This window comes from Shewanella submarina, from assembly GCF_042646185.1.
Lineage (GTDB): Bacteria > Pseudomonadota > Gammaproteobacteria > Enterobacterales > Shewanellaceae > Shewanella > Shewanella corallii.
The window spans coordinates 774,426-795,968 of record NZ_JBHRTD010000006.1 but is presented as its reverse complement, the minus strand read 5'-3'; the positions used below and the strand labels follow the sequence as shown (position 1 = coordinate 795,968).

At 50.4% G+C, this 21,543-nt stretch carries 21 protein-coding genes; 6 read left to right on the top strand and 15 right to left on the bottom strand.

From position 1 onward, the window contains the following. Window positions 1-183: 183 nt before the first annotated feature. Window positions 184-1,005, top strand: a complete 822-nt coding sequence (locus ACFOE0_RS06505) for a DUF2797 domain-containing protein (RefSeq protein WP_248934947.1) — start codon at window positions 184-186, stop codon at window positions 1,003-1,005. Between the two features lie 105 nt (window positions 1,006-1,110). Here ACFOE0_RS06505 and ACFOE0_RS06500 read toward each other — a convergent pair whose 3' ends face one another. Beyond that, a complete protein-coding gene (locus tag ACFOE0_RS06500; RefSeq protein ID WP_248934948.1) occupies window positions 1,111-1,494 on the bottom strand; it encodes a cupin domain-containing protein in 384 nt (127 codons plus the stop codon). Between the two features lie 732 nt (window positions 1,495-2,226). On the opposite strand from ACFOE0_RS06500, the gene ACFOE0_RS06495 reads away from it, so the two are divergent. The 4 genes from ACFOE0_RS06495 (at window position 2,227) to ACFOE0_RS06480 (ending at window position 5,387) form a co-directional block, all read left to right on the top strand. Further along, the gene (locus ACFOE0_RS06495) at window positions 2,227-3,171 is read left to right on the top strand and encodes an esterase/lipase family protein (RefSeq protein ID WP_248934949.1); all 945 of its coding nucleotides are present in this window, start codon (window positions 2,227-2,229) and stop codon (window positions 3,169-3,171) included. 25 nt (window positions 3,172-3,196) lie between these two features. Continuing rightward, entirely contained in the window at window positions 3,197-4,147 is a 951-nt protein-coding gene (locus ACFOE0_RS06490; protein WP_248934950.1) for a lipase chaperone, read from the top strand. A 64-nt stretch (window positions 4,148-4,211) separates the two neighbouring features. Beyond that, entirely contained in the window at window positions 4,212-4,808 is a 597-nt protein-coding gene (locus ACFOE0_RS06485) for a LysE family translocator (RefSeq protein ID WP_248934951.1), read from the top strand. Between the two features lie 3 nt (window positions 4,809-4,811). After that, window positions 4,812-5,387 carry a DUF1415 domain-containing protein gene (locus ACFOE0_RS06480; RefSeq protein ID WP_248934952.1) on the top strand — a complete coding sequence of 192 codons (576 nt, stop codon included), beginning with the start codon at window positions 4,812-4,814 and terminating at the stop codon, window positions 5,385-5,387. A gap of 36 nt (window positions 5,388-5,423) precedes the next feature. Here ACFOE0_RS06480 and ACFOE0_RS06475 read toward each other — a convergent pair whose 3' ends face one another. The 11 genes from ACFOE0_RS06475 to ACFOE0_RS06425 form a co-directional block, all read right to left on the bottom strand. Next, window positions 5,424-6,290, bottom strand: coding sequence for a hypothetical protein (locus tag ACFOE0_RS06475; protein ID WP_248934953.1), 867 nt, complete (start codon window positions 6,288-6,290; stop codon window positions 5,424-5,426). 278 nt (window positions 6,291-6,568) lie between these two features. Next, window positions 6,569-8,326, bottom strand: coding sequence for a sensor domain-containing diguanylate cyclase (locus ACFOE0_RS06470; protein ID WP_248934954.1), 1,758 nt, complete (start codon window positions 8,324-8,326; stop codon window positions 6,569-6,571). A 31-nt stretch (window positions 8,327-8,357) separates the two neighbouring features. Then, window positions 8,358-8,594, bottom strand: coding sequence for a hypothetical protein (locus ACFOE0_RS06465; RefSeq protein ID WP_248934955.1), 237 nt, complete (start codon window positions 8,592-8,594; stop codon window positions 8,358-8,360). Window positions 8,595-8,734: 140 nt separating this feature from the next. Continuing rightward, the gene (locus tag ACFOE0_RS06460; RefSeq protein WP_248934956.1) at window positions 8,735-8,962 is read right to left on the bottom strand and encodes a hypothetical protein; all 228 of its coding nucleotides are present in this window, start codon (window positions 8,960-8,962) and stop codon (window positions 8,735-8,737) included. Between the two features lie 60 nt (window positions 8,963-9,022). After that, a complete protein-coding gene (locus ACFOE0_RS06455; RefSeq protein ID WP_248934957.1) occupies window positions 9,023-9,871 on the bottom strand; it encodes an SAM-dependent methyltransferase in 849 nt (282 codons plus the stop codon). 55 nt (window positions 9,872-9,926) lie between these two features. Continuing rightward, the gene (locus tag ACFOE0_RS06450) at window positions 9,927-10,472 is read right to left on the bottom strand and encodes a GNAT family N-acetyltransferase (RefSeq protein ID WP_248934958.1); all 546 of its coding nucleotides are present in this window, start codon (window positions 10,470-10,472) and stop codon (window positions 9,927-9,929) included. A 33-nt stretch (window positions 10,473-10,505) separates the two neighbouring features. Beyond that, the gene (locus tag ACFOE0_RS06445) at window positions 10,506-11,981 is read right to left on the bottom strand and encodes a peptidase A1 (RefSeq protein WP_248934959.1); all 1,476 of its coding nucleotides are present in this window, start codon (window positions 11,979-11,981) and stop codon (window positions 10,506-10,508) included. A gap of 249 nt (window positions 11,982-12,230) precedes the next feature. Beyond that, complete coding sequence (locus ACFOE0_RS06440) at window positions 12,231-13,754, bottom strand: TerC family protein (RefSeq protein ID WP_248934960.1); 1,524 nt, start codon at window positions 13,752-13,754, stop codon at window positions 12,231-12,233. Window positions 13,755-14,257: 503 nt separating this feature from the next. Beyond that, entirely contained in the window at window positions 14,258-14,815 is a 558-nt protein-coding gene (locus ACFOE0_RS06435) for a GDYXXLXY domain-containing protein (protein WP_248934961.1), read from the bottom strand. Further along, window positions 14,805-16,112 carry a DUF2157 domain-containing protein gene (locus tag ACFOE0_RS06430; protein WP_248934962.1) on the bottom strand — a complete coding sequence of 436 codons (1,308 nt, stop codon included), beginning with the start codon at window positions 16,110-16,112 and terminating at the stop codon, window positions 14,805-14,807. Before ACFOE0_RS06430 ends, ACFOE0_RS06435 begins: the two co-directional genes overlap by 11 nt. 138 nt (window positions 16,113-16,250) lie before the next feature. After that, entirely contained in the window at window positions 16,251-16,883 is a 633-nt protein-coding gene (locus ACFOE0_RS06425) for a DUF998 domain-containing protein (RefSeq protein ID WP_248934963.1), read from the bottom strand. A 244-nt stretch (window positions 16,884-17,127) separates the two neighbouring features. Between ACFOE0_RS06425 and sodC the strand changes: the two genes are divergently transcribed. Continuing rightward, window positions 17,128-17,649, top strand: a complete 522-nt coding sequence (gene sodC, locus ACFOE0_RS06420; protein WP_248934964.1) for a superoxide dismutase [Cu-Zn] SodC — start codon at window positions 17,128-17,130, stop codon at window positions 17,647-17,649. A 103-nt stretch (window positions 17,650-17,752) separates the two neighbouring features. Here sodC and ACFOE0_RS06415 read toward each other — a convergent pair whose 3' ends face one another. From ACFOE0_RS06415 to rlmM, 3 genes are all read right to left on the bottom strand, one after another. Beyond that, on the bottom strand, window positions 17,753-18,352 hold the full coding sequence (locus tag ACFOE0_RS06415) for a glutathione S-transferase family protein (protein ID WP_248934965.1): 600 nt from the start codon (window positions 18,350-18,352) through the stop codon (window positions 17,753-17,755). Between the two features lie 102 nt (window positions 18,353-18,454). Continuing rightward, window positions 18,455-20,050 carry an ABC-F family ATPase gene (locus ACFOE0_RS06410; protein ID WP_248934966.1) on the bottom strand — a complete coding sequence of 532 codons (1,596 nt, stop codon included), beginning with the start codon at window positions 20,048-20,050 and terminating at the stop codon, window positions 18,455-18,457. 257 nt (window positions 20,051-20,307) lie between these two features. Next, on the bottom strand, window positions 20,308-21,393 hold the full coding sequence (gene rlmM, locus ACFOE0_RS06405) for a 23S rRNA (cytidine(2498)-2'-O)-methyltransferase RlmM (RefSeq protein ID WP_248934967.1): 1,086 nt from the start codon (window positions 21,391-21,393) through the stop codon (window positions 20,308-20,310). Window positions 21,394-21,543: the final 150 nt, after the last annotated feature.

Here is a 21,543-nt window from a genome sequence, read left to right as displayed (position 1 = left end):
TTCTCCCAAATAGGTAGCACACAAAAGGATTAATACCGATTAATCCTGCAGTGTTTCCACTAAGACAGTCGGTACTCTTAATCGATAAAAGCGTTCATAGCTGATGGACTAACTCTGGTACACTCCCAAGACATTGAAAAGGCCCGCATTCGATGGGCTCTGTAAATACCGAGAGTGAGCAATATGCAAGGAACCCTTTCCAAGATGCGCGCCAGTCTGGATGACCAGGCGCAAGTTCAGTATCGACTGCCGGTTGGCGATGAAGAGCTGGCACTCAATCCTTTGATCGGCAAGTCGCTGTCGATTATCCACTCCGGCAATATCTACTGCTGCAACTGTGGTAAAAAGACCAGGAAAAGCTACTCCCAGGGGCACTGCTATGTGTGCATGCAAAAGCTGGCGAGCTGCGACATGTGCATTATGAAGCCAGAGACCTGTCACTTCGATGCTGGTACCTGCCGCGAGCCTGAGTGGGCCGAGAGTCACTGCTTTGTGCCCCACTATGTTTACCTGTCCAACACCTCTGGCATTAAGGTGGGCATTACCCGCCACACCCAGATCCCGACCCGTTGGATAGATCAGGGTGCTACCCAGGGCCTGCCAATCCTCAAGGTGGCTAACCGTCGCTTGTCCGGTAAGGTGGAAATTGAGCTGGCCAAACTGATCAAAGATAAAACCAACTGGCAGGCGATGCTCAAGGGCAACGCCGATGATATGGATCTGCAGGAACAAGCCAAACAGCTGTTGCCGCAAATCCAATCACGTCTGGATGAGCTGGCCGCCGAAGAAGGCCCGGATGCCATTGAAGTACTGGATACCGGCAGCCAGGAGATCGGCTACCCGGTTGAGACCTTCCCAACCAAGGTGAAATCATTCAACCTGGACAAAGATCCTATCGCCGGTGGCGTATTGATGGGCATTAAAGGCCAGTACCTGATTTTTGATACCGGGGTAATCAATATTCGTAAGTACACCTCTTACGACGTGACGATTCAGCACGATTAAGCCGATTAAATAGAGACAAAAAAGCCCCGCACGGCATAGCCTGTGGGGCTTTTTAATACTGTTCAAATCTGTGTTATGCCAATTTCATTTAGTAGTTGGTCTGTTTCAGCGCGCAGCCATCTGCTCTTCAATATCTTCGTAGGCTTCGACCAGGAATCTTGGGGTGCAGATCGCCAGGAAGATCAGATCGCAATCACCTGTATTGGTGATCCTTTGGGGACAGGATGGCGGGATCACGACCACGTCACCCGGGTTAACTTCCACCGGCGCCATATCACCAATTTCCACCAATCCCTTGCCTTCCTGAATGTAATAACGCTCAGTAATATCGCGCACGATATGCCAGCGGGTCGTCACGCCCGGTTCAACCCGCGCACGGGCAATAGAGGCTTCAGGGTCATTGTCGGAATTTGAATGCTCAACGATATAACACAGCTCAGGAGTCCAGAACTCTGTGGTCAAACCCTGATGATGTACGGCTTCTTTCATTGTTTTCTCTGCAGTAGGGCAATAATCGAGGCAGCATTCCTCAGCCCTTCCTCAGGATCAAGCCACACTTATCAAAACAGTTTGAGCCAGGGCACAAAACACATATGGATGCGCAAAAGAAAAGCAAGCCAGCGCTGATTGAATACAATGAACTGTAAACATTATTGACAAACTCTGCGGTCGTTAGTGAACAACAAAAATACATAACTGCCACGATAGCCCTATCACTCGATTAGAATGACACGCTTGGAATCGATTCCCGTGTTTTGTTCTATGAATAATCAGGAAAGTAGGTTCTTTTCGCTTCACCTATATCGAATACTTTATCCTCAAATAGCCAATAAACAGTAAATACCATACTTTTGAATTAGTTATGACGTTCCCTCCTGGTTAGACCTGATATTTCCTTTTGAATCCATTGAGATTTCTCTGTCTTAATTCCAAATTGTTCTAAAAACAACCAATTGATATAAGGCAAATTTAGATTCAGTCTCAACTGATTTACAGCCATAGAAAAATATTCATACCTGCGTTTAAAACAATTTCCGGATAAGGCAAAACTCCAGGCCACTGTAATGTCAGGGCATTGCAGCCATAAAGGAATTGCTTTACTGCTGGATACAACCGTTACAACCAGTCATTGCAGTGTGGCTTGATAGACCTCTGGTTGCGATGGTGCTTCACGTGCCAATAAGGCTCAGCGTCCAAAAACAATCCAAAGAGGACAAATCAGTGAATTTTGCCAACAAGCTCAGCAATAAACTCAATCCCGCAAAATCCCTGTTTGCAGCCCTGCTGCTCACACTAACCTTAACTCCACAGGCTCAGGCAGCCGCCCCCCAGCACCCTATCGTGCTCGTCCACGGCATTTATGGATTTGATGCCCTTCTGGGCATAGATTACTTTTACCGGGTACCGCAAACCCTGCGCGCCATGGGTGCAAAGGTCTATGTAGCTCAGGTCTCCCAGGCCAACAGTACCGAAGTCAGGGGTGAACAGTTAAGACAGTACATTCAAGGCGTGCTGGCCCACTCTGGCGCCAGTAAGGTCAATATTATCGGCCACAGTCACGGTGGCCCAACCGCCAGATATGTCGCCAGTGTCAGCCCTGAGATGGTGGCGTCTGTGACCTCCATTGGCGGTGTCAACTGGGGCAGTCGTTTTGCCGATTTCCTGCGAGGCCATATTCGCCCGGACTCCTGGACCGAGTGGATGGTACGTATCGGTATGGAAGGTCTGGCGAGAGCCATAGCCACTCTTTCCGGTAACCCGGCAACACCTCAGGACGCCCTGGCGATGGCAGAGTCACTCACCACCAGAGGCTCAGTCGCTTTCAACCAGAGGTACCCTGAAGGCATGCCTGCCTCCTACTGCGGTCAGGGACGTAAATGGGTCAATGGCGTTGCCTACTTCTCCTGGTCCGGCTCCGGCGTATTTACCAATGGCTTTGATCTGTCCGATTACCCATTGAGCCTGACGGCACTGGTTTTCAATGAACCCAACGATGGTTTGGTTGCCAGCTGCAGTACCCATCTTGGGCAGGTTATCCGCAATAACTACCGCATGAATCATATGGATGAAGTGAATCAGGTATTTGGTCTTGTCAGCTGGTTTGAGACCAACCCTTTGACCCTGTTCCGGCAGCATGCCAATCGTCTGGCCCAGCACGGCCTGTAAACACAAGCGGTAAGGAGCGATAACTATGATGCAGCAGCCCAAATCCTCTGATATTTGGCAGTACAAACCCTGGTGGATTGCGGCTGCTGTTGTCCTGTTGCTGCTTATCTGGCTCGGACTTTCTACCAGGCAGCAAACCCCACCGCCGGCTTTAACGGATGCAGATTCGGGGGTTAGAGTAACTTCATCCGTAACTGCCCTGCCCAAACCTGCGATGGAAACCACCCAGCCAGACTCCCAACAACAACCCGGTAACCCGCTGGTGTTAAATGAACAATTGAAATGGCAGTTTGATGACCTGATCCATTCAGCAGATGGCGACGACACCAAACTCCCTAAACTGCTGGGTGAACTGGCCTTAAGCCTTAATCTCAGTGACGATGCAGAGTTGAATCTCATGGACTTGTTCAGCCGCTACCGCCAATACCTGATGGCAGTTGCTGAACTCAAACAGGGAGTGAACACTGAAAGCCTGCTCAGCGCTGATGATACCCGCAGCTTTTTGCGCCGGGCCCACGCTCTCCAGTTCGAATTTTTCTCTGACCCGGAAATAGCCGCCTTCTTTGGTGATGCCAACCGTTATGATCAGCAGGCTCTGGCACGCATGACGGCACAAGCGGGCCATGATGCATCAAGCCTTAAACAGCAGCTGGACAGTCTACCTGAGCAAGACAGAGAGATTCTGTTACCTTCGGTACAAGCACTGGCCCTGACAGAATCCTTGTCTGGTCAGCAAGCACCTGCCGATTTGACCTTTGAGCAGCAGCAAAAACTCCAGGACTTTCAACATCAAAACCTGAAGTGGCAGCAAAGGGTGGAAGCCGTGGTTAAGTTGCAGCAACAACTTGCTGACACTCAGGATGCCGATCTGATATTAGCTGACTATCTCGCGAGCGGATTTACCCTTGCCGAACGTCGCAGGCTGGATGTATTCCTGCGTCACCCCGAATTACTGAATTTGCAGGGTAATGAGTGACAAGCCAACAGGGATAGGTAGAATTAGCGTCCCTTAAAATGCTGAATGAGCCCAATCATACCCAATGGACCTGCTGCTCGCCCTGTGTACCTTTGTGTTCACCACGGCTGTTTCTCCCGGCCCCAATAATATTCTGCTGATGAGCTCAGGAGTTAACTTTGGGTTTCGTCGCAGCCTGCCGCTGATCTCAGGGATCTGTATTGGGTTTCCCTCCATGGTACTCGCTGTGGGACTGGGGCTCAGCGAAGTGTTTCAGCGCTTCCCGCTGATGCACACCAGCATTAAGACTCTGGGTATCTGCTACCTGCTGTATATGGCATATCGGCTGGTGATAAGTCGGAGCGAAATCGAAACCCGCAATCGTCCTGAGCCTTTGGGCTTCTTCCAGGCCGCGGCGTTTCAATGGGTAAACCCCAAAGCCTGGGTGATGGCCATTGGCGCCATGGGGGCTTTTACCAGCCTGAATGACCCTCTTACTCCCCAGGTTCTTAAAATCAGTTCGGTATTCTTTTTTATCGGTGTCCCTACCGCCCTGCTCTGGCTGGGTCTGGGATTATCGCTCAAGCGTTTTCTCAACGCCCCCCACAGACAACGCAGATTCAATCTGTTGATGGCCAGCCTGCTGGTACTTTCCATCGTTCCGATTATCCTGCCGGAGTAACTTATGAACGCCCCTCAATCCAAATCAGCGGCTGATGTCGCCCAACAGCAGATCGCCAACTGGGTGCGCAGTTTCATTGTGAAGTACAACATCTGCCCTTTCGCCCGTCCTGATCTGGACGCGAACAATATGCGCTACTGTGTTGCACATTCAAGCGATCTGGAGACGGTATTGATGTCACTGGTGGAAGAGTGCGTATTTATGGACAGCAATCCCCAGGTAAACACCAGCCTGTTTATTCTGCCGGAGGGGTTTGAGCAATTTGATGACTATCTGGATCTTCTGGATATCGCCAATGCATTGCTGCAGGCTCAGGGCTATGAAGGCACATACCAGTTGGCCAGCTTCCACCCGGATTACTGCTTTGAAGGGGAAGAGGAGTCAGATGCTGCCAACTATACCAACCGCGCGCCGCTGCCTGTATTGCACATTATTCGCGAATCGGCACTGGCAGCAGCCCTGGCTGAATACAAAGATCCTGAATCCATTCCTGAGCGCAATATTCAGTTCACCCGCCGCAAAGGCGCGAACTTCTTCGAACTGATACTGCAGGCATGCAAAGCCTCAAAAGCAGATTGAATACAGGGCTGGACTGAGTACCACCAGCCCAAACAGTCAGTCAGCAACGGTGACTCTGGCCCATATCTTACTCAGTCCAACTTCAGTAATTTCCTCAATAACCACTTTTTGTCCAGGAACGAGAAAACCCAGGGAGTCACCGTATCTGTATCCCAACAGGGTAAACACAGGTGATTTGGTTCTGAGGTTGACACTTTCTTTGACCGTATATTCAGTGCCCGAAATCGGTTCTCCCTGATCAATATCGATAGTCCGGAATTGCCAGCGGTCACCGGGGAAGTAGCCTATGTAGATCCAACCTTCTGAGTCCTGGGCTACCTGCCGTTTTTCTTTGGCTGTATCTTCCAGCATCTCAAGCTGTACCTTCTGCTCCTGTATGCTGGCGAGTTGCCCCTGAATTTTCTCGCCACTGGCTTCCACTTCGGTTCCCAGCTTTTCCAGCGCCTGATCTGATCCTGAGTTCAGGGTTAATTCCTTGATACGGCCGAGCAATATACCATTTTGATCACCAGCCTCTTTCAACCTGACTTCAGCCAGTTCGAGTTCGCTTTTTGCCCGCCTGGCGTCTTCCTCTATTCGGGTGGTGATCAGTTCAAGTTTGGCTACCTGAGCATCATGACGGACGGTATTTTGTTGCAGTGTGAATTCGGCGGTTTCAATTTTTTGATTCAAGCTGAGCTGAGAGGGAAGAAACACATACTGAATGTAAGCCGCAAATATCAACGCCAAAGACACACCGGCAGCCAAAGGTCTCAGGAATTTCCGGCTGAAGAAAAATGATTGATTTACCTCCGAATCGAGTAGCCGGGTTTCCAACTCCAGCTTCCTCAATTCCGCTTCCTCTCTGGCGATTTCTGCAAGAATTCGCCTGGCTTCAATCTCCCGTAAATCATCTTCTGTCATAGGCTTAGCCCTGAGTCGCTGTTGATTACACCCAAGATACGGAACCGTAAGCGGCGACTGAATTACTCTTTCGGGTTAAATGATGGTGAGAATATTTTGGAGCGAACTCAGCTCTGGATGAGCAAGCGGCTTCATCGGTAAACCAATTTGGATGCAAATTCAACATCAAAGAGAGGTAAAGAACGACGCCCGGCAATGCCGGGCGTTTACTTCTGAATGATTGCAATCGACCCGCTAAAGAAAAACCAGTAAGGGCCCCAAAAAGCCCGTGCCAACCACTAGCTGGCTTCCAAAGTGGCTTGACTGACCTGGGGAGGTGCCGTCTTGGTACCTGCGACGTCACTTGCCGGGCAAAACACCTGAACCTGGTTACGGCCATTATGTTTAGCCTTATACATCGCCTTATCAGCCTGGGCCAACAAATTGTCCAACGAGTAGCCTGCAAACAATGATTCAGTGACGCCAAAGCTCGCCGTCAGAGCAAACTGATAACCGCATTCAAGGGTGTCGCTCTCTGCCAGTGTTTTCCTCAGCTTTTCTGCCACCGAGTATGCACTTTCCAGATCACATTCAGGCAATATCAGGCAAAACTCCTCGCCGCCAATACGGCCAAAAATCTCATACTCTCTTAACTGGTTTCTACACTGTTTCGCCACCTGCTTGAGCGCCCAGTCTCCTGTGCTGTGGCCATATTTATCATTGATCCCCTTAAATCGGTCAACGTCGAACAGTACACAACTCACAGGTGCCCCAAGCTTTAGCGCATGGCTTATGGCGCTCTCAGACAAGTTATAAAAGTGGCCGCGACTAAATAACCCTGTGAGGCTGTCATATTCCGCCATCTGTTTTAATCGGCGTTGCGCCTTTAGCGAGTTCCAACCCCAGGTGCCCAGTCCTAATATCACGCAAAACAACACCACGATCATAATCCGACTGTTAAACTGCTCCACCTTATCCAGCTGGCGCTGCACCATCAGCACTTTGTTCTTTTCATCCAGCAAATTGATTTTATTTTGCTGCTCCATGCTCTGATGCTGAGCAAGCTGAAACGCCAGGGTTTTGGTTTTTACCTCATCCAGATAGGCTTTATCCGCCTCGGCATACTTGATATAGGCGGCTAATGCAGCCTCACTATTGCCGTTGGCACTGTGATAATCAAACAGCACTTTATTGGCGCGAATAAGCGCCTCCAGGGTATTGGCTGCCGCGGGGGACTGACTGACCGCTTGTGCCAACTCAAAGGCTGGCTCGCTCATCCCCAACTGCCAGTAGGCCTTGGCCTGCAGACTTTGATACGCCAAGATCACGGGCGCATAACCAACTTTATTTACCTGAGGATAATGTAAGGCAAATAACTCAGCGGCTAAATGAGGAGTTTTTTTCGTCTCTAAAAGGAATCTCCCAAATAAAATATGTGCATTCAACTCTAGTAATCTCTCTTCTGCCTTTTGGCAAAGAGTCAAAGCACTCTTATAGGAGTTAGCCAATGTGCTTTCTGTAGAGGCAAGATTTAGCAATGCTTCAAATTGATGTAACTCGCCAATACAAAGGCTTCGGGGGTCATCAAAACTATTTTTTAGACGACGACTATACTCAAGTCCTAATTCATATTGCCCTAGCTGGTTGTAAAAAACACTGATAATTCCTAGAGCCAAAGCTTCGAGCTTTGGTTCTCTTATGGCAGGCAAAACCTCCAAAGCTTTATTCAAAGATTTAAGTCCACCATTCCAGTTCTGGTTAATAGCTTCGATATTAATGACTGTCAGCAAAGCCCTAAATCTCATTTCCTTTGTAATAGCTTGTTGTGAAAGTTGTTTTTGTAAGGATAAAGCTTCCGCCAATCGTCCTCGATAAGCTAAATGATAACCTTCTAGGTAGCGATAAAAATCTGACTCTTCACGATCAAATTCTGATTTATGTTCACCAATCGCTCTAAATTTTTCAGAAAATAGTAGAGGATCAATCGATCGCAGACTATCAATCTCTTTTAAAAGATTGTAATAACCCTCTGCAAAGCAAATATTACTGGTAACCAAGAAAACCCCGGCTACCAGCTTAATTAGAACGTTAAGCACAAGCTGACCAATCATCTTTTGCGGGTGCTTCTTTTTGCTCCTCTTCCTCTTCTTTCTCATCTTCAGCAGGTAGAAGCATACAAACAATATCCGGCACCAGATCCAACTCGCGGCTCAGTGCTTGCACATCTTTGGCCTCAATCATGGCGGCGATGTGGGCAGGGAGCGTATCCAAAGACACAGGCTCGTTACGTCCCAGTTTTGCCAATATTTCCAGGGCTTGATGCATACTAACTTCCTTATTGTGATGGTTATTATTATTCACGGTTACCAACTCTATAACAGACTCAGAAAAAGAGACTGGCTGTGAGCTGCGCCCAGCAAAGTTCATAACAGCAAAGCTTTGCATGGCGCAGCTAAAACTGATGTTCAGGCCGCTACTGCCGCATCAGCAGCCTTTTCGCTCTCACTGTCAACCTGGGTTTCTTCATCTTCGTGCACGAAAAAAGCACATACAATTTCCGGCACCAGATCGAGTTCACGGCTCAGCGCCTGCACATCTTTGGCTTCAATCATGGCAGCGATGTGAACTGGCAGACTTTCCAGTGATACCTCTGCCGGAGTGGCGTTTGCGCCCATTTTTGACAGTAGTTCCATTACTTGTTGCGTCTTGGCTTCCTTATGTTGTGGTAAGAATTGGTTATTTCCAGGTTTGTCTTATAAAGAGACGGTATTTTTCGAAAACGGCAAAAGCTCGGCGCTGTTATCCTTTTGACGCTCAAACTCGCTGCGTACAGCCAGCGCCTGCAGCTGCTCACGCATGCCTTGATTCGGCTTAAGTCTCTGGCTTGGCGGCAACACCAGCGTGGTGTGCAGCTCAAGCCGGGCAAAGGGCAGCTCGCTTAACACAATGCGCTCCATACGGGTGTCATGCAGCGCCGTGGTGGCGGCTTCATACAGAATACACTCGTGATCCAGCGGATAGTCCTGACTTAACAGCTCCACCAACAGCTGACGCTCGGCGCGGCCGGTAGTGCGAATGCCCATGGCCAAATCCCCTGCCAATGCAGGTTGCCATAAAATCAGTAAAGCACTGGGGTCGATGCGGCGCTGATACAGCATCAGCTGGGTGGTTTCAAAATGCTGGCAACCGGTTTTGCCCGGATCCAGCCCCAAATCGGCATAGAGACAGGCTTCGGCTGAAATGCCCGGGATCATCTGCGCATCAAAGCCCTCTTGGCGGGCTTTGATGACTGCCAGATGTGACGCCTTGGCAAAGATACCCGGGTGACCATAAAAGGCGCCCACCACCTTTTTGCCCTGTCGCACCTCATCCAGCATGGCATTCACCATGTCATCATAGGTGGTATTGCGGGATTTTCCCTCGCCATACAGGGACTGCAGGCTGCGCACATCTGCCGCCATGCCCAGCGCCCACTGCTCAGTAAAACCATCGGACATGCCAGAAAAGACCACATCCGCTTGCTCTATATGACTTTGGGCCAAAGGGCTTAAATGCCCGCCCAGTAAAATACCTGTGCCTACACAGGTGAGACTTCCTGACATTTCGCCATGGCTTTTTGATTGTAATTGACGCGAATTTATCAAGTTTTAAACACTTTTAAAACATCGACTTAAAATCACGTTTCTGAAGAATACACTGTTGCCAAGCGCGCTTTTCAGGATGTTGGTGGGGGTTAGTGAAACCGAACTTCCTGGTAATTCTTTTTGTGGCTAAATTTTTAGCGGTAAACTCTGCATGTAAACAATTCAAACCCAACTCGCCAAACGCATATTTTGCCAGCCAGTCGATGGCTTCATCTGCAAGCTGATTGCCCTGCCCGACTTTTAACAGCATGATGCCAACGTCTGCTCCTGCGCCTGTACAGATATTGTTTAAACTCACCAAGCCGACTTCTTGACCTCCATAGCTGATCACCCAGCACAGTGTGCTGGAATCTGGCTTATCGGACTCTCTGAGGGTGCATTTGAACGCATTTTTTGCTCTGTCCAACCCAAAAGTATCATCAATATTGGCCATGATCCGCTCAGAGCAAAATAGCTCACAAAACAGTGCCTCATCCTGCTTTGCCATGGCACGGATTAGCAGCCGTGGCGTATTAAAATATCGACTGTTGGTCTCTGATGTCGTCATGATTTGATCCATGCTATTGCCACTCTCTTACTCTATCCGTATCGATTAAGATGACTTTAAAGGAATAAACCTCACCTGACCGAGCTCACCCAGGTCGCGACGAAATTCGACGCAATATCCGTTAAATAGAGGCAGACCCAATACCGCCTGAGCAGGCCAGTTGGGAATGGGCCCCATCAATTTGAACACAGCCTTACCAAAAGCCGGTGAGTTGAGCTGCCAGTATTCTTCAGGGGCACATTGGATACACACCAATGAACTGTCGCTATCGTATTTATCAGCTTCGGAAGTGCCTTTCTCCGCCTCAACACCTTCAAACAAAAACTCCAACACAGGCCAAGCTGATAAGGGGTTTTCAGTATCGCTCAAGGCTGCCAGTGCAGCGATATCAATACCTGAGCGCTGAGCATCAACCACAGCCTGCATATCTTTAATCAGTTCTGGCAAGATAGTTTTTGCACCCGGTAGGTGTTGGTACAACTGGGCCATCAGGGGCGCGAATACCGCCTCAGGCAAACTGATTAAGCTGGCACCTGAGTCCAGAATGGCATTGCTGGAGCCGCGGTTAATATGAGCGGCTGCAGCATCCGCCACCTCAATCGATTGCCCCCCTTGCCAGCGCACCGCCTTTAAATTGAGGTTGTAATATCTGTCGTGTACCACCTTAAGGGTTCTGGCGTGTGCCTGGGTGAGGACTTCGCTGTCGAGCAAGTGTTCAAATGCTGTGCGCTGCAATACCTCGGAGGCTATCAGCTGATTTTGGCCTTCACGCTCCCCCAGCACCAGCAGCCCCTGATTGAGGGGGTCATCTTTAAGCATTTGAAAATCGTCGCTTAGGCTTAACGAGGGCTTAGCAAAATGTATGCTGGAGCGACGGGTCAGCAGCGCAAACCGATTGGCCACCAGCCCACGCGCCTGCATCAGGGTAAAGCAGGTGGCTATGTCCTGCCGTGGCAGAGTTTTTTTGAGTTGATGAAACTCATCCAACTGCTTAACTACTGAACCTCGGTTTTCATCAACAGAGTTATCAGACTGAGAGGTATTGCCAGAGTGTGGTTTGTAGCTGGGCTCAGTCGGGTTGCCAAAAAACCAAGGTTGCGGCCAGGGGTAGGTGTTGGCAGGCTGAACGCCGTGGCTGGTGAGGTATGCCGCCATATCATAGCCGGGGTTAAGCTCATGATAGGCCAGGCCCCAAAATCCATCGGCACGCAGAAAGGTATGCCCCTCCTCGATATGCACCAGCGCCAGCGGCGTATCTGGCATGGTCAGGGATTTCACATCCGCGCCATCACCCAATGTGATATTGGTGTGCACCACGGCCCCCAGCCAGCCCCCAATACCATACCTCACTTCCTGAGCCCAGCTGGTTGGTGTCAGACATTTATCCATACTGGCCCGATAAGCTGATTCATGTACCACCAATGTGGAACTGCCAGTATCGACAATCAGGTTGACGCGGCTTCGTTCACTGCCCAGACGCACAGAGGCACAAAAGCCGCCATTGGCCAGTAGATTGGCCAACCTTAAAACGGTCTGCCCATGATACATAACGCATTATTATTGTTATAAATTTTGCAACATTGTGCCCTTTAGTATATTCAGGCGTCAATGGTACAAACAGCTCACGACGACAGCTTATGAGATAAAGCCGTTGCCCCCTGACGTCATGGCGGCGGATATTGCAAGCGTGGACCCCAAACAAAAGGCCACCGACTGTCGCCTGTGGCCTTTTATAATATTGAATCAGGGGGCTGGACAACTGACTGCAGATTACAGTCTGTGGATACTAACCTCCAGAATCCTGAGTTCATCCACCTGTATCACTTCGAAACGGAAGCCTTCTCGCTCCACGCTGTCACCGGCTTTGGGCAAAGATCCAAACTCAGCCAACAGCATACCGGCGACCGTTACGTATTCTTCCTCAGGATCAACCAGACCTGTGATCTCCAGCTTATGCTCCAGATCGTGCAGCGCAGTGCAGCCTTTAACCTGCCAGCTGTCTCCGGTCTGGATAATCTCCGGCAGCTCATCGGCATCAGGGAACTCACCCACAATGGATTCCAGCAAGTCGTGCAGTGTCACCAGTCCCTGCACACTGCCGAATTCATCGGTCAGAATCGCCAGATTGGTGCGGTTCAACCTGAAGCCCTGCAGCAAGCGCATGGCGGTAATGCTGTCAGGCACCACCATGGCCGGTTGACTGCGGGCCAGCGCCTGAATATCTTCGCCCTGCTCCAGAGCCAGCAACATATCTTTACTGCGTACTACGCCCAGCAGTTCATCCAGCGAGCCATTACACACAGGGAACAGCTGGTGAGAACTCGTGCGGATCTCCTGTTTAAGCGCATCGGCATCATCCTGAATATCCAGCCAGCAAATCTCATTGCGAGGCGTCATCAGGGTACGCACAGACCGTTCAGCCAGCGACAGTACACCTGTCACCATCTCTCTTTCATGGGCATCAAAGCCCGGCGTCAAGCCTTCCGGTGTCACAGGCTCATCGGCATCAAACTCAATACGGCCACCCATGAGTTTAACAATGGCATCAGTAGTGCGTTGACGCAGCGGCGTGTGCTCTTCCCTTTTCAGGCTGTTGCGGCGAATCAATTGGTTAAAGGCCTCAATCAAAATCGAGAAGCCCATGGCGGCATACAGATAGCCTTTTGGAATATGGAAACCAAAACCTTCGGCCACCAGGCTACAGCCAATCATCAGCAGGAAGCTCAAACACAGCACCACAACCGTAGGGTGAGCATTCACAAAGTCGGTAATCCACTTGGAGCCCACCAACATCACTATCATGGCAACCACTACGGCAATCATCATCACCGTCAGGTTATCCACCATACCTACTGCAGTAATAATGGAGTCCAGGCTGAATACAGCATCCAGTGCCAGGATCTGGGCGATGATCACACCGAAACTGGCATACACATTGGTTTTACTGGCCTGGTGGCTTTCGCCTTCCAGACGCTCGTGCAGCTCCATAGTGGCCTTGGCCAGCAGGAACAGACCACCGGAAATCAGAATGATATCCCGCCACGAGAAGGTCAGCGTACCGATACTGAACAGGGGCTGAGTAAGCGTGACCAGCCAGGAAACGATGCTCAGCAGACCCAGACGCATCAGCAGCGCCAGTGTCAAACCGATAGTACGTGCTTTGTCCCTCTGATGTGGGGGCAGCTTTTTAACCAGGATGGCGATAAATACCAGGTTGTCGATACCCAGTACAATCTCAAGAATAATCAGGGTAACAAGACCGGCCCAAATTTGGGGATCAGTCAGGAACTCCATGGGGAAACCTCTTTAGACGACGCTCGGAAGTGAGCAGGCCATAAATTACCTGCAGATGATGCCATCACAAAATCGGGAATTCCGATGTAATTAACGAAAGTTAATAAAGGATACAGCCTGATACAGACAAGGGGTTGTATTGATGATTTTATGAGGGTTTTTAATGTTCAACTCAGGTAACTGCCGCTTTCCCGGCAAAAGCGTTAAACAATGTTTAATACATGCAATGAGCCCGGTTTACGGCAGATAGCATCATGATTTTCAATCCCGGCGGCTGCCCAATTCAGATTCAGCCTCTACTGATATTTCTGTTCTATGTTGGATTGTTCACTGATACCGAGCAGATACAGGAGTAACTTACCAGACTAAAGCGCTTCATCTTTGCGGTGGAGTTTAACTGTCTTGTTGAGAAAAAGGCCGCTCCATTCAGCTCCCAGGTCCTGGGGGATTGGAGCGGCCTTTCATATTAATCGGCACAGGAGTTTAAGAGCTGTTATCGTGAATCAATCACCAGACTCTTCACTCAGGTCACAGGGCTCACCATTGCAATAAAGGGCATTTAACGCCGCTTTGCCATCGGATGACAGATAGACTTGAGCACTCACCTTATCCGAGGTGAGCTTGCGCTCGGCTGCCAATGCCTTCTCTTTAGGCAAAAAGAAGGCTTCAATCCCATAATCCAATCGATAGTATTCACTGCTGACAAAGCGGATCCGGCCGCCAATAAAAGTGCCCTCTCCCGGTTTAGTAGCTGACAGTTTCACCGGCACAGGCTGCTGACCATCCATGTTCAGAGTCAGATAAACCTTTTGCCCATCTTTGAATTTACCATCGGCGATATCAGTGGGCACCCGTGAAATACTGTAGTTAAGGCGCACATAGTTGCCACGAAATAAACTGCGGGGATCGTAAGGCTCGGTCGGCAGCATCACTGGCTTACCAAACCACAAAGGTGCTACCGAACTTAAATACTCCACTGCCAGTACGCCGGTTTGCAGCACTATGGTCAGGAATATCCCGGTCACAAGCCATCTGGGACGAGCTGTTTTATTACTCTTCATGGGCAGCCTCCCTGCGATAACGCCAGTATCGGGCAGCGCCATAAAGCACTGCCGCACACAACATAAACAGCATGGCCCCTCCGATATAGTCACCCACCAGATCGAAGTATCTGAGCAAGGCCGTCAGCAACAACACACTCACTCCTGTATAAAAAGCTGTGCCATTGGATTCGTCTATACCGCGACGGATACTGTAAATACCGGTAAATACCAACATGAGATTGGTCAGGACTGTCATCGCCTGATCGGGCAGCAGCATCATCTCGGTGTTGAGAAACCCCAGAGTATAAAACAGGCCATTGGCCCCCAGAGCAATACGGGCAAAGATGGAACTGTGCCAACTCAGGGCGATGGCGCAGATACTGGCAGCCCCCACAATCATAGTCAGAATCGAGCCCGACCAGGTGAGCTCAGTCCTCAACTCTCGCCACATACCATCAAAACTCAGTACGATCAGCGTCAGAATACCGAGCAAAAGAATACAGTGCTGCAGTGCATGACCATACTCTTTCAGATGAAAGCGATTTGTATTCATCATGCGCCAGGCGCCGCCGGCCAACATCAAACCCAAGGCGATATTGATGGCCAGGGTATCCGGCTCCCAATGGTATTGCCACCAGTCACCCAGATACCAGTTCATCAGTAGATTCAGCCACAGCAGTAAGCTCAAAATACTGAGCAGGAACAGCAGTCGGCTGCTGCCGGCGACCAGGGATACCCACAAAGTCACCAGCGCAAACAGAGGGAAGAGTGCCGGGAAAAAGTCTTCAAAGGATTCAACAAACATCCAGATTACGGCCAGCGCCAACACCTGCAATGCCAGCAATCGACTTCGACACAAAGCCGCCAGAGGCAGTATGCCGAGCGCCCACCAGAATATGCCGTCGGGATAGTGCTCACCCAGATGGTAAATCTGGGCAATCAGCATAATGGAAGCACCATAGCAAAGGCCGCCAAAGAACAGCCAGATAACCCCGGCCTGCTCTTTACCGGCAAGAAATACCCGGGCCCCCTGCAGATTAACCACCAGGGTCAGCAGTATCAGCCCCAGCATCCGTGCCATTCTGGGGATCTCATCCCAGTTATGGGACATAATAAGGATAAGCGCCAGACCGGCAAACAAGGCCGCCATGGCCGTCAACAGGAAGTAGCCAAAGCTGTGTCCCTCAGCATCCTGCCAGCTGGCTCCATAGCGACTGAGAATGGCTTCTCCCTGCTCGGCGGAGATCAATCCGTCATCGACCCAGGACTTGAGCTCACGTACACTGTCCCGCCTGAAAAACCTGAACCCTTTCATCAGTTCCCTTTACTGCATCCAGAGCCGAGGCAGCTGAAGCAGGTTGTTGATTAGTGATTAATCATCAACTTAAGCCATCGGAGTGACCTCATCAAGCGACCAGTGCCTTTGTTATGCTCAACCTGGACCGTCAGTCTGCTATGCCATACGGGCAGCTGTGCGGCCCAGCAGCATAAACCACAGGTACATCAGAGTTTCCATGGTACGCTGCATCAACCCCACAAAACGCAGATCCGGATTAAGATTAAGCAGTAAGCCAAAAGCCAGTATCGCCACCACCACACCCGCCATCATCAGGGTAAACCCGCCGGGCCATTGCCGGGCGGATACAGAGGTCACCAGCACCCCGGAAATCCCCGCAAGATAGGCAAAAGTGCCCAGGGTAATATGCAAGCCATGGGAAAAACTGGCCTGCTCTACCGGTCGACATTCAAAGTCACAGGCAAAGATACTGGCCCCAATCAACAACAGGGCATAGATACCAATAAGGCCAATGCCAAGGCGTGTGGGCACGCTTTGTGGCAGCACAGGCAATGCCATGGCCAGAAAAACCAACAGCAAAATTTCAGTGGGAACAAACCCCAGATAATTGACCAGCCAGGCATGGGGCGCACCTGTGGCACCCAGCTCACTCATATACTGAGATATATGGCTGTAGTCAGGATAAAACAGCCCGCCTATCAAGACGGTGAATACCAGCCACAGGTAACTGATCAGCGGCAATCGGCGGATCCATTCGTGGCGGGAAAAGATCAGAAACTGGCCCAACATAACGCACTCCCTGTGTCCATTTTCGATGTAAAATCAATCAATAGTAATGAAGTGTCACGCCCTCTGTCCAGCCGGGAACCATACTCTACAGATGTCTAATACAGCATTGTTTTTAAAATAATAAACCGTTTAAGCCAATCGAATTATTCCTCTGTTTATAGGCATCTGGCTCACAGACTCAAGAGCCTCAGGATGCCATGATGATATCCACACAGCTGCCGCTGTACCCACATGGAGAAAGAATATGAACAAGACTCTGATAGCATCGCTCGCCTTGATGACAAGCGCCTCAACCTTCGCCGCCGACAACGCCACAGTTGATATGGAACTGATGACGGCCAAAGGCAACAAAGCCATAGGTACTATCACCCTGACCCAATCTGATTACGGCCTGGTACTGACTCCACAAATTCACGGTTTAACCGCCGGCCTGCACGGCTTCCATATCCATGCCAAAGGCAGCTGTGCACCTTCAACCAAGGATGGCAAAACCATTCTGGCAGGAGCGGCCGGCGGTCACTATGACCCGGACAACTCGGGTAAGCACGGTCATCCCTGGGATACCGGCAACCACAAAGGCGATCTGCCAGCCCTGTATGTTGACCACCATGGCAGTGCCAATTATCCGGTTCTCGCGCCCAAGTTGACCCTGTCGGAAGTGAAAGGCAAGGCGATAATGGTGCACGTGGGTGGTGACAATCACTCAGATCACCCGGCCCCTCTGGGCGGTGGTGGTGCGCGCATGGCCTGTGGTGTGATCCAATAAGCGAACCTTGCAGGGAAAGCCAGTGAGATTGGCGTAAGGTAAGCAAACGCCGGGTTAATTGACCCGGCGTTTTGTTTATAAAAGATATATCTAGAGACGGCAATCAGTCCTGCATGCCCACATAGCCCGGCTGGGCCTGCATCCTTGCTATCCAGGCCTGAATACCGGGATAGTTGACCAAATCAAAGCCCCCTTCGTGAGCCACATGGGTATAGGCATATAAAGAGATATCAGCACAAGTGACGCTATCGCCACACAGATATGGCGTCCTCTGCAGTTGCTGCTCCATCACATCCAGAGCTCTGTAACCCGGAACATGCCTGGCGTCATACTCGGCCCTGCGATCATCCGGCAGCCCCAGATACAGCTGAATAAAGCGAGCCACGGCGATATAGGGTTCGTGGCTGTATTGCTCAAAGCTCTGCCACTGGGCGACCCGGGACAGCTCAAAAGCTTCTTCCGGCAATAGATGCGAGCCGTGAGCAAGATAATTAAGAATGGCGTTGGACTCACTCAGGCAGCGCCCATCATCAAGCTGCATAGCCGGAATTTTGCCGTTGGGGTTAATGGCCAGATATTCAGGGGTTTTGTTTTCACCTTTGAGGGCGTTCACATTGACCCACTCATGCTCAATATTCAAAAGCGCGCACACCAGCTTAAGTTTGTAACAGTTGCCAGAACTGATATCGCCGTAAATCTTCATCTTGCTCTCCCTCGCTGAAATGCTGATACAAAAAAGCCCACTTTCGTGGGCTCTTTGGGTTAAGTCAACTGACTTCTGTTCAAGACTGCAACACAGGCCAGATTACTCTTCGATACCTTTGCTGCGCAGGAACTCATCGTAGGTTCCCTTGAAGTCGGTCACGCCATTGGCAGTGATCTCGATGATGCGGTTCGCCAGAGAGGATACAAACGCACGGTCGTGAGATACGAAGAACAGAGTACCTTCGTACATTTCCAGAGCGTTGTTCAGAGACTCAATAGACTCCATATCCAGGTGGTTGGTCGGTTCGTCCATCACCAGGATGTTTGGCTTTTGCATGATCATCTTACCGAACAGCATACGACCCTGCTCACCACCAGACAGTACTTTGACAGACTTCTTAATGTCATCGGCACCAAACAGCATACGACCCAGAATACCGCGGACAGCCTGCTCGTCGTCCCCCTCTTTCTTCCACTGGCTCATCCAGTCGAATACAGTCATATCGTTTTCAAAATCAGCAGCGTGATCCTGAGCGTAGTAACCGATAGTGGAGTTTTCAGACCAGTGGATGGTGCCTTCATCCTGCGGCAGTTCGTGGATCAGGGTACGAACCATAGTGGTTTTACCGGCACCGTTCTCACCCAGAATGGCAATACGCTCACCCACTTCAGCGATCAGGTTGAAGCCTTTGAACAGAGACTCACCGTCAAAACCTTTTGCCAGGTTCTCAACCACCAGCGCATTACGGAACAGTTTCTTTTCCTGCTCGAAACGAATGTATGGGTTGACACGGCTTGAGGCCTTAATCTCGTCCAGCTTGATCTTATCAATCTGCTTGGCGCGGGAAGTGGCCTGCTTGGCTTTAGACGCGTTGGCAGAGAATCGGGATACGAAGGTCTGCAGTTCGGCAATCTGAGCTTTCTTCTTGGCGTTATCAGCCAGCAGACGCTCACGAGCCTGAGTCGCAGCAGTCATGTACTCGTCATAGTTACCTGGGTAAACGCGCAGTTCACCATAGTCCAGATCCGCCATATGGGTACATACAGAGTTCAGGAAGTAACGGTCGTGAGAGATGATGATCATGGTGCTGTTACGCTGGTTCAGCATATCCTGCAACCAACGAATGGTGTCGATATCCAGGTTGTTGGTTGGTTCGTCGAGCAGCAGTACATCAGGATCTGAGAACAATGCCTGCGCCAGCAGCACACGCAGTTTCCAGCCGGGCGCCACTTCGCTCATCGGGCCAAAGTGCTGCTCCAGTGGAATACCCACGCCCAGCAGCAGTTCACCGGCACGGCTTTCGGCGGTGTAACCGTCCATCTCGGCAAATTCCATCTCCAGCTCAGCAACCTTAATGCCGTCCTCTTCTGTCATTTCTGGCAGAGAGTAGATACGGTCACGTTCCTGCTTCACAGCCCACAGCTCTTTGTGACCCATGATCACGGTATCAACTACGCTGTACTGCTCGTAGGCGAACTGATCCTGGTTCAGTTTACCCAGACGCTCATTCACATCCAGAGACACGTTGCCGCTGGTTGGCTCCAGTTCACCGCTGAGAATTTTCATAAAGGTGGACTTACCGCAGCCGTTGGCACCGATAAGACCGTAGCGGTTACCGCCGCCAAACTTAACCGAGATATTTTCAAACAGTGGCTTGGCGCCAAACTGCATGGTGATATTCGCTGTAGTGATCAATGTGAAGTTCCAAATATTTGTGGGTGTGGCGGACCAAATCTCTGGCGCAAACTGGCCAAAACTTATGCCGCAAAAATCAAACGCGGCACTATATCAAATTGAGTTGACGATGTCATGAAATGAGCGGGATTAGTCGCACCACAAAAATCAAATGCGGCGCACTCTCTGAGCAGCAACCAAAACCCGTCAAGATGTCATGAGTCAGGCAAACCATCAGAGACAAAAAAGCACCTCTGTGAGGTGCTTTTGATTGGTGCTTAGTTCCAGCCACGCTCCGGGTACAACCAGAGATGTACTGTCACCTCATCACGATCGTGATACAGGTGCTTACAGTTGATGCGGAAGTCCTCTACTCCGTTTTCACGCAGAATTTCATCCATGGTTGCCAGAATCTGATGCACTTCTTTAAAGCGGCTCTTCATTGGCAATTTCAGGTTAAAGATCGCTTCTTTAAACCAGCCATTGATCGCCCAGGCTTCCATCAGCTCGGCCACTCGGCTTGGCTTTTCTACCATGTCACAAACCAGCCAGTAGATATTCTTACGTGGCGGCTCCCAACGGAAACCATCAGCCATATGGTGTTTCACCTGGCCGGTTTCCATCAGCTTGTCGTTCATTGGGCCGTTGTCGATGGCATGTACCATCATGCCACGGCGTACCAGCTGATAGGTCCAGCCGCCGGGACAAGCCCCCAGATCGACGGCATTCAAACCACTGCGCAGACGGGTTTCCTGATCTTCTTTCGGGATAAAGTGAATAAAAGCTTCATCCAGTTTCAGAGTCGAGCGACTTGGCGCATCAGCCGGAAACTTCAGGCGGGGAATACCACCGAAATGAGGCGATGAGTTGTTGCTGTAGGAGTAACCGGCATAGGCCTGACCCGGTGCCACAAAACACACATGGATTATTGGACGGCGAGAGTTCTCCTTCTGCAACAGATTGCCATGCATACGCAGACTCTGACGCAGGGGGACAGTGAACTTACGGCAGAAAGCCGACAGCTCTTTGGACTCATTGGTGTCCGGGGTTTCCACTCTCAGCTCACCACCATTTTCCACCTGGCTCAGGGCTTCAACAATAGGTGTGACTCTGTCTTCCTGTGGCAGGTCCGACAGCAGCTCAGATGCCGCAAACATCTGGCGGGCAAACACCAGTGAGTCCAGACTCAGCTCTTTGGCCAGACGGTCGGCGTCACCATCGGCAAAACACTGGAAAATCACATAGGCGTCATCACGGTTGGCTTTAACGAAACCACCGACATTCAATTCACCAGCACGCAGCTGGATTTCAGCCGCACAGTCTTTTTCATAGCCTGCACGACAAAACAAAAACAGATTCTTCATCAGGAACCCTGGTCAATCCGGGCAAGATGCCCCATAGCAAAACGGTGTGCAGTATATACCCAAACCCTGTGAAGATGTATCTCTGTATCTTGCACATAGTGCCAGCACAAACAAAAAGTGCGGCATGTCATTTGACGATGCCGCACTTAA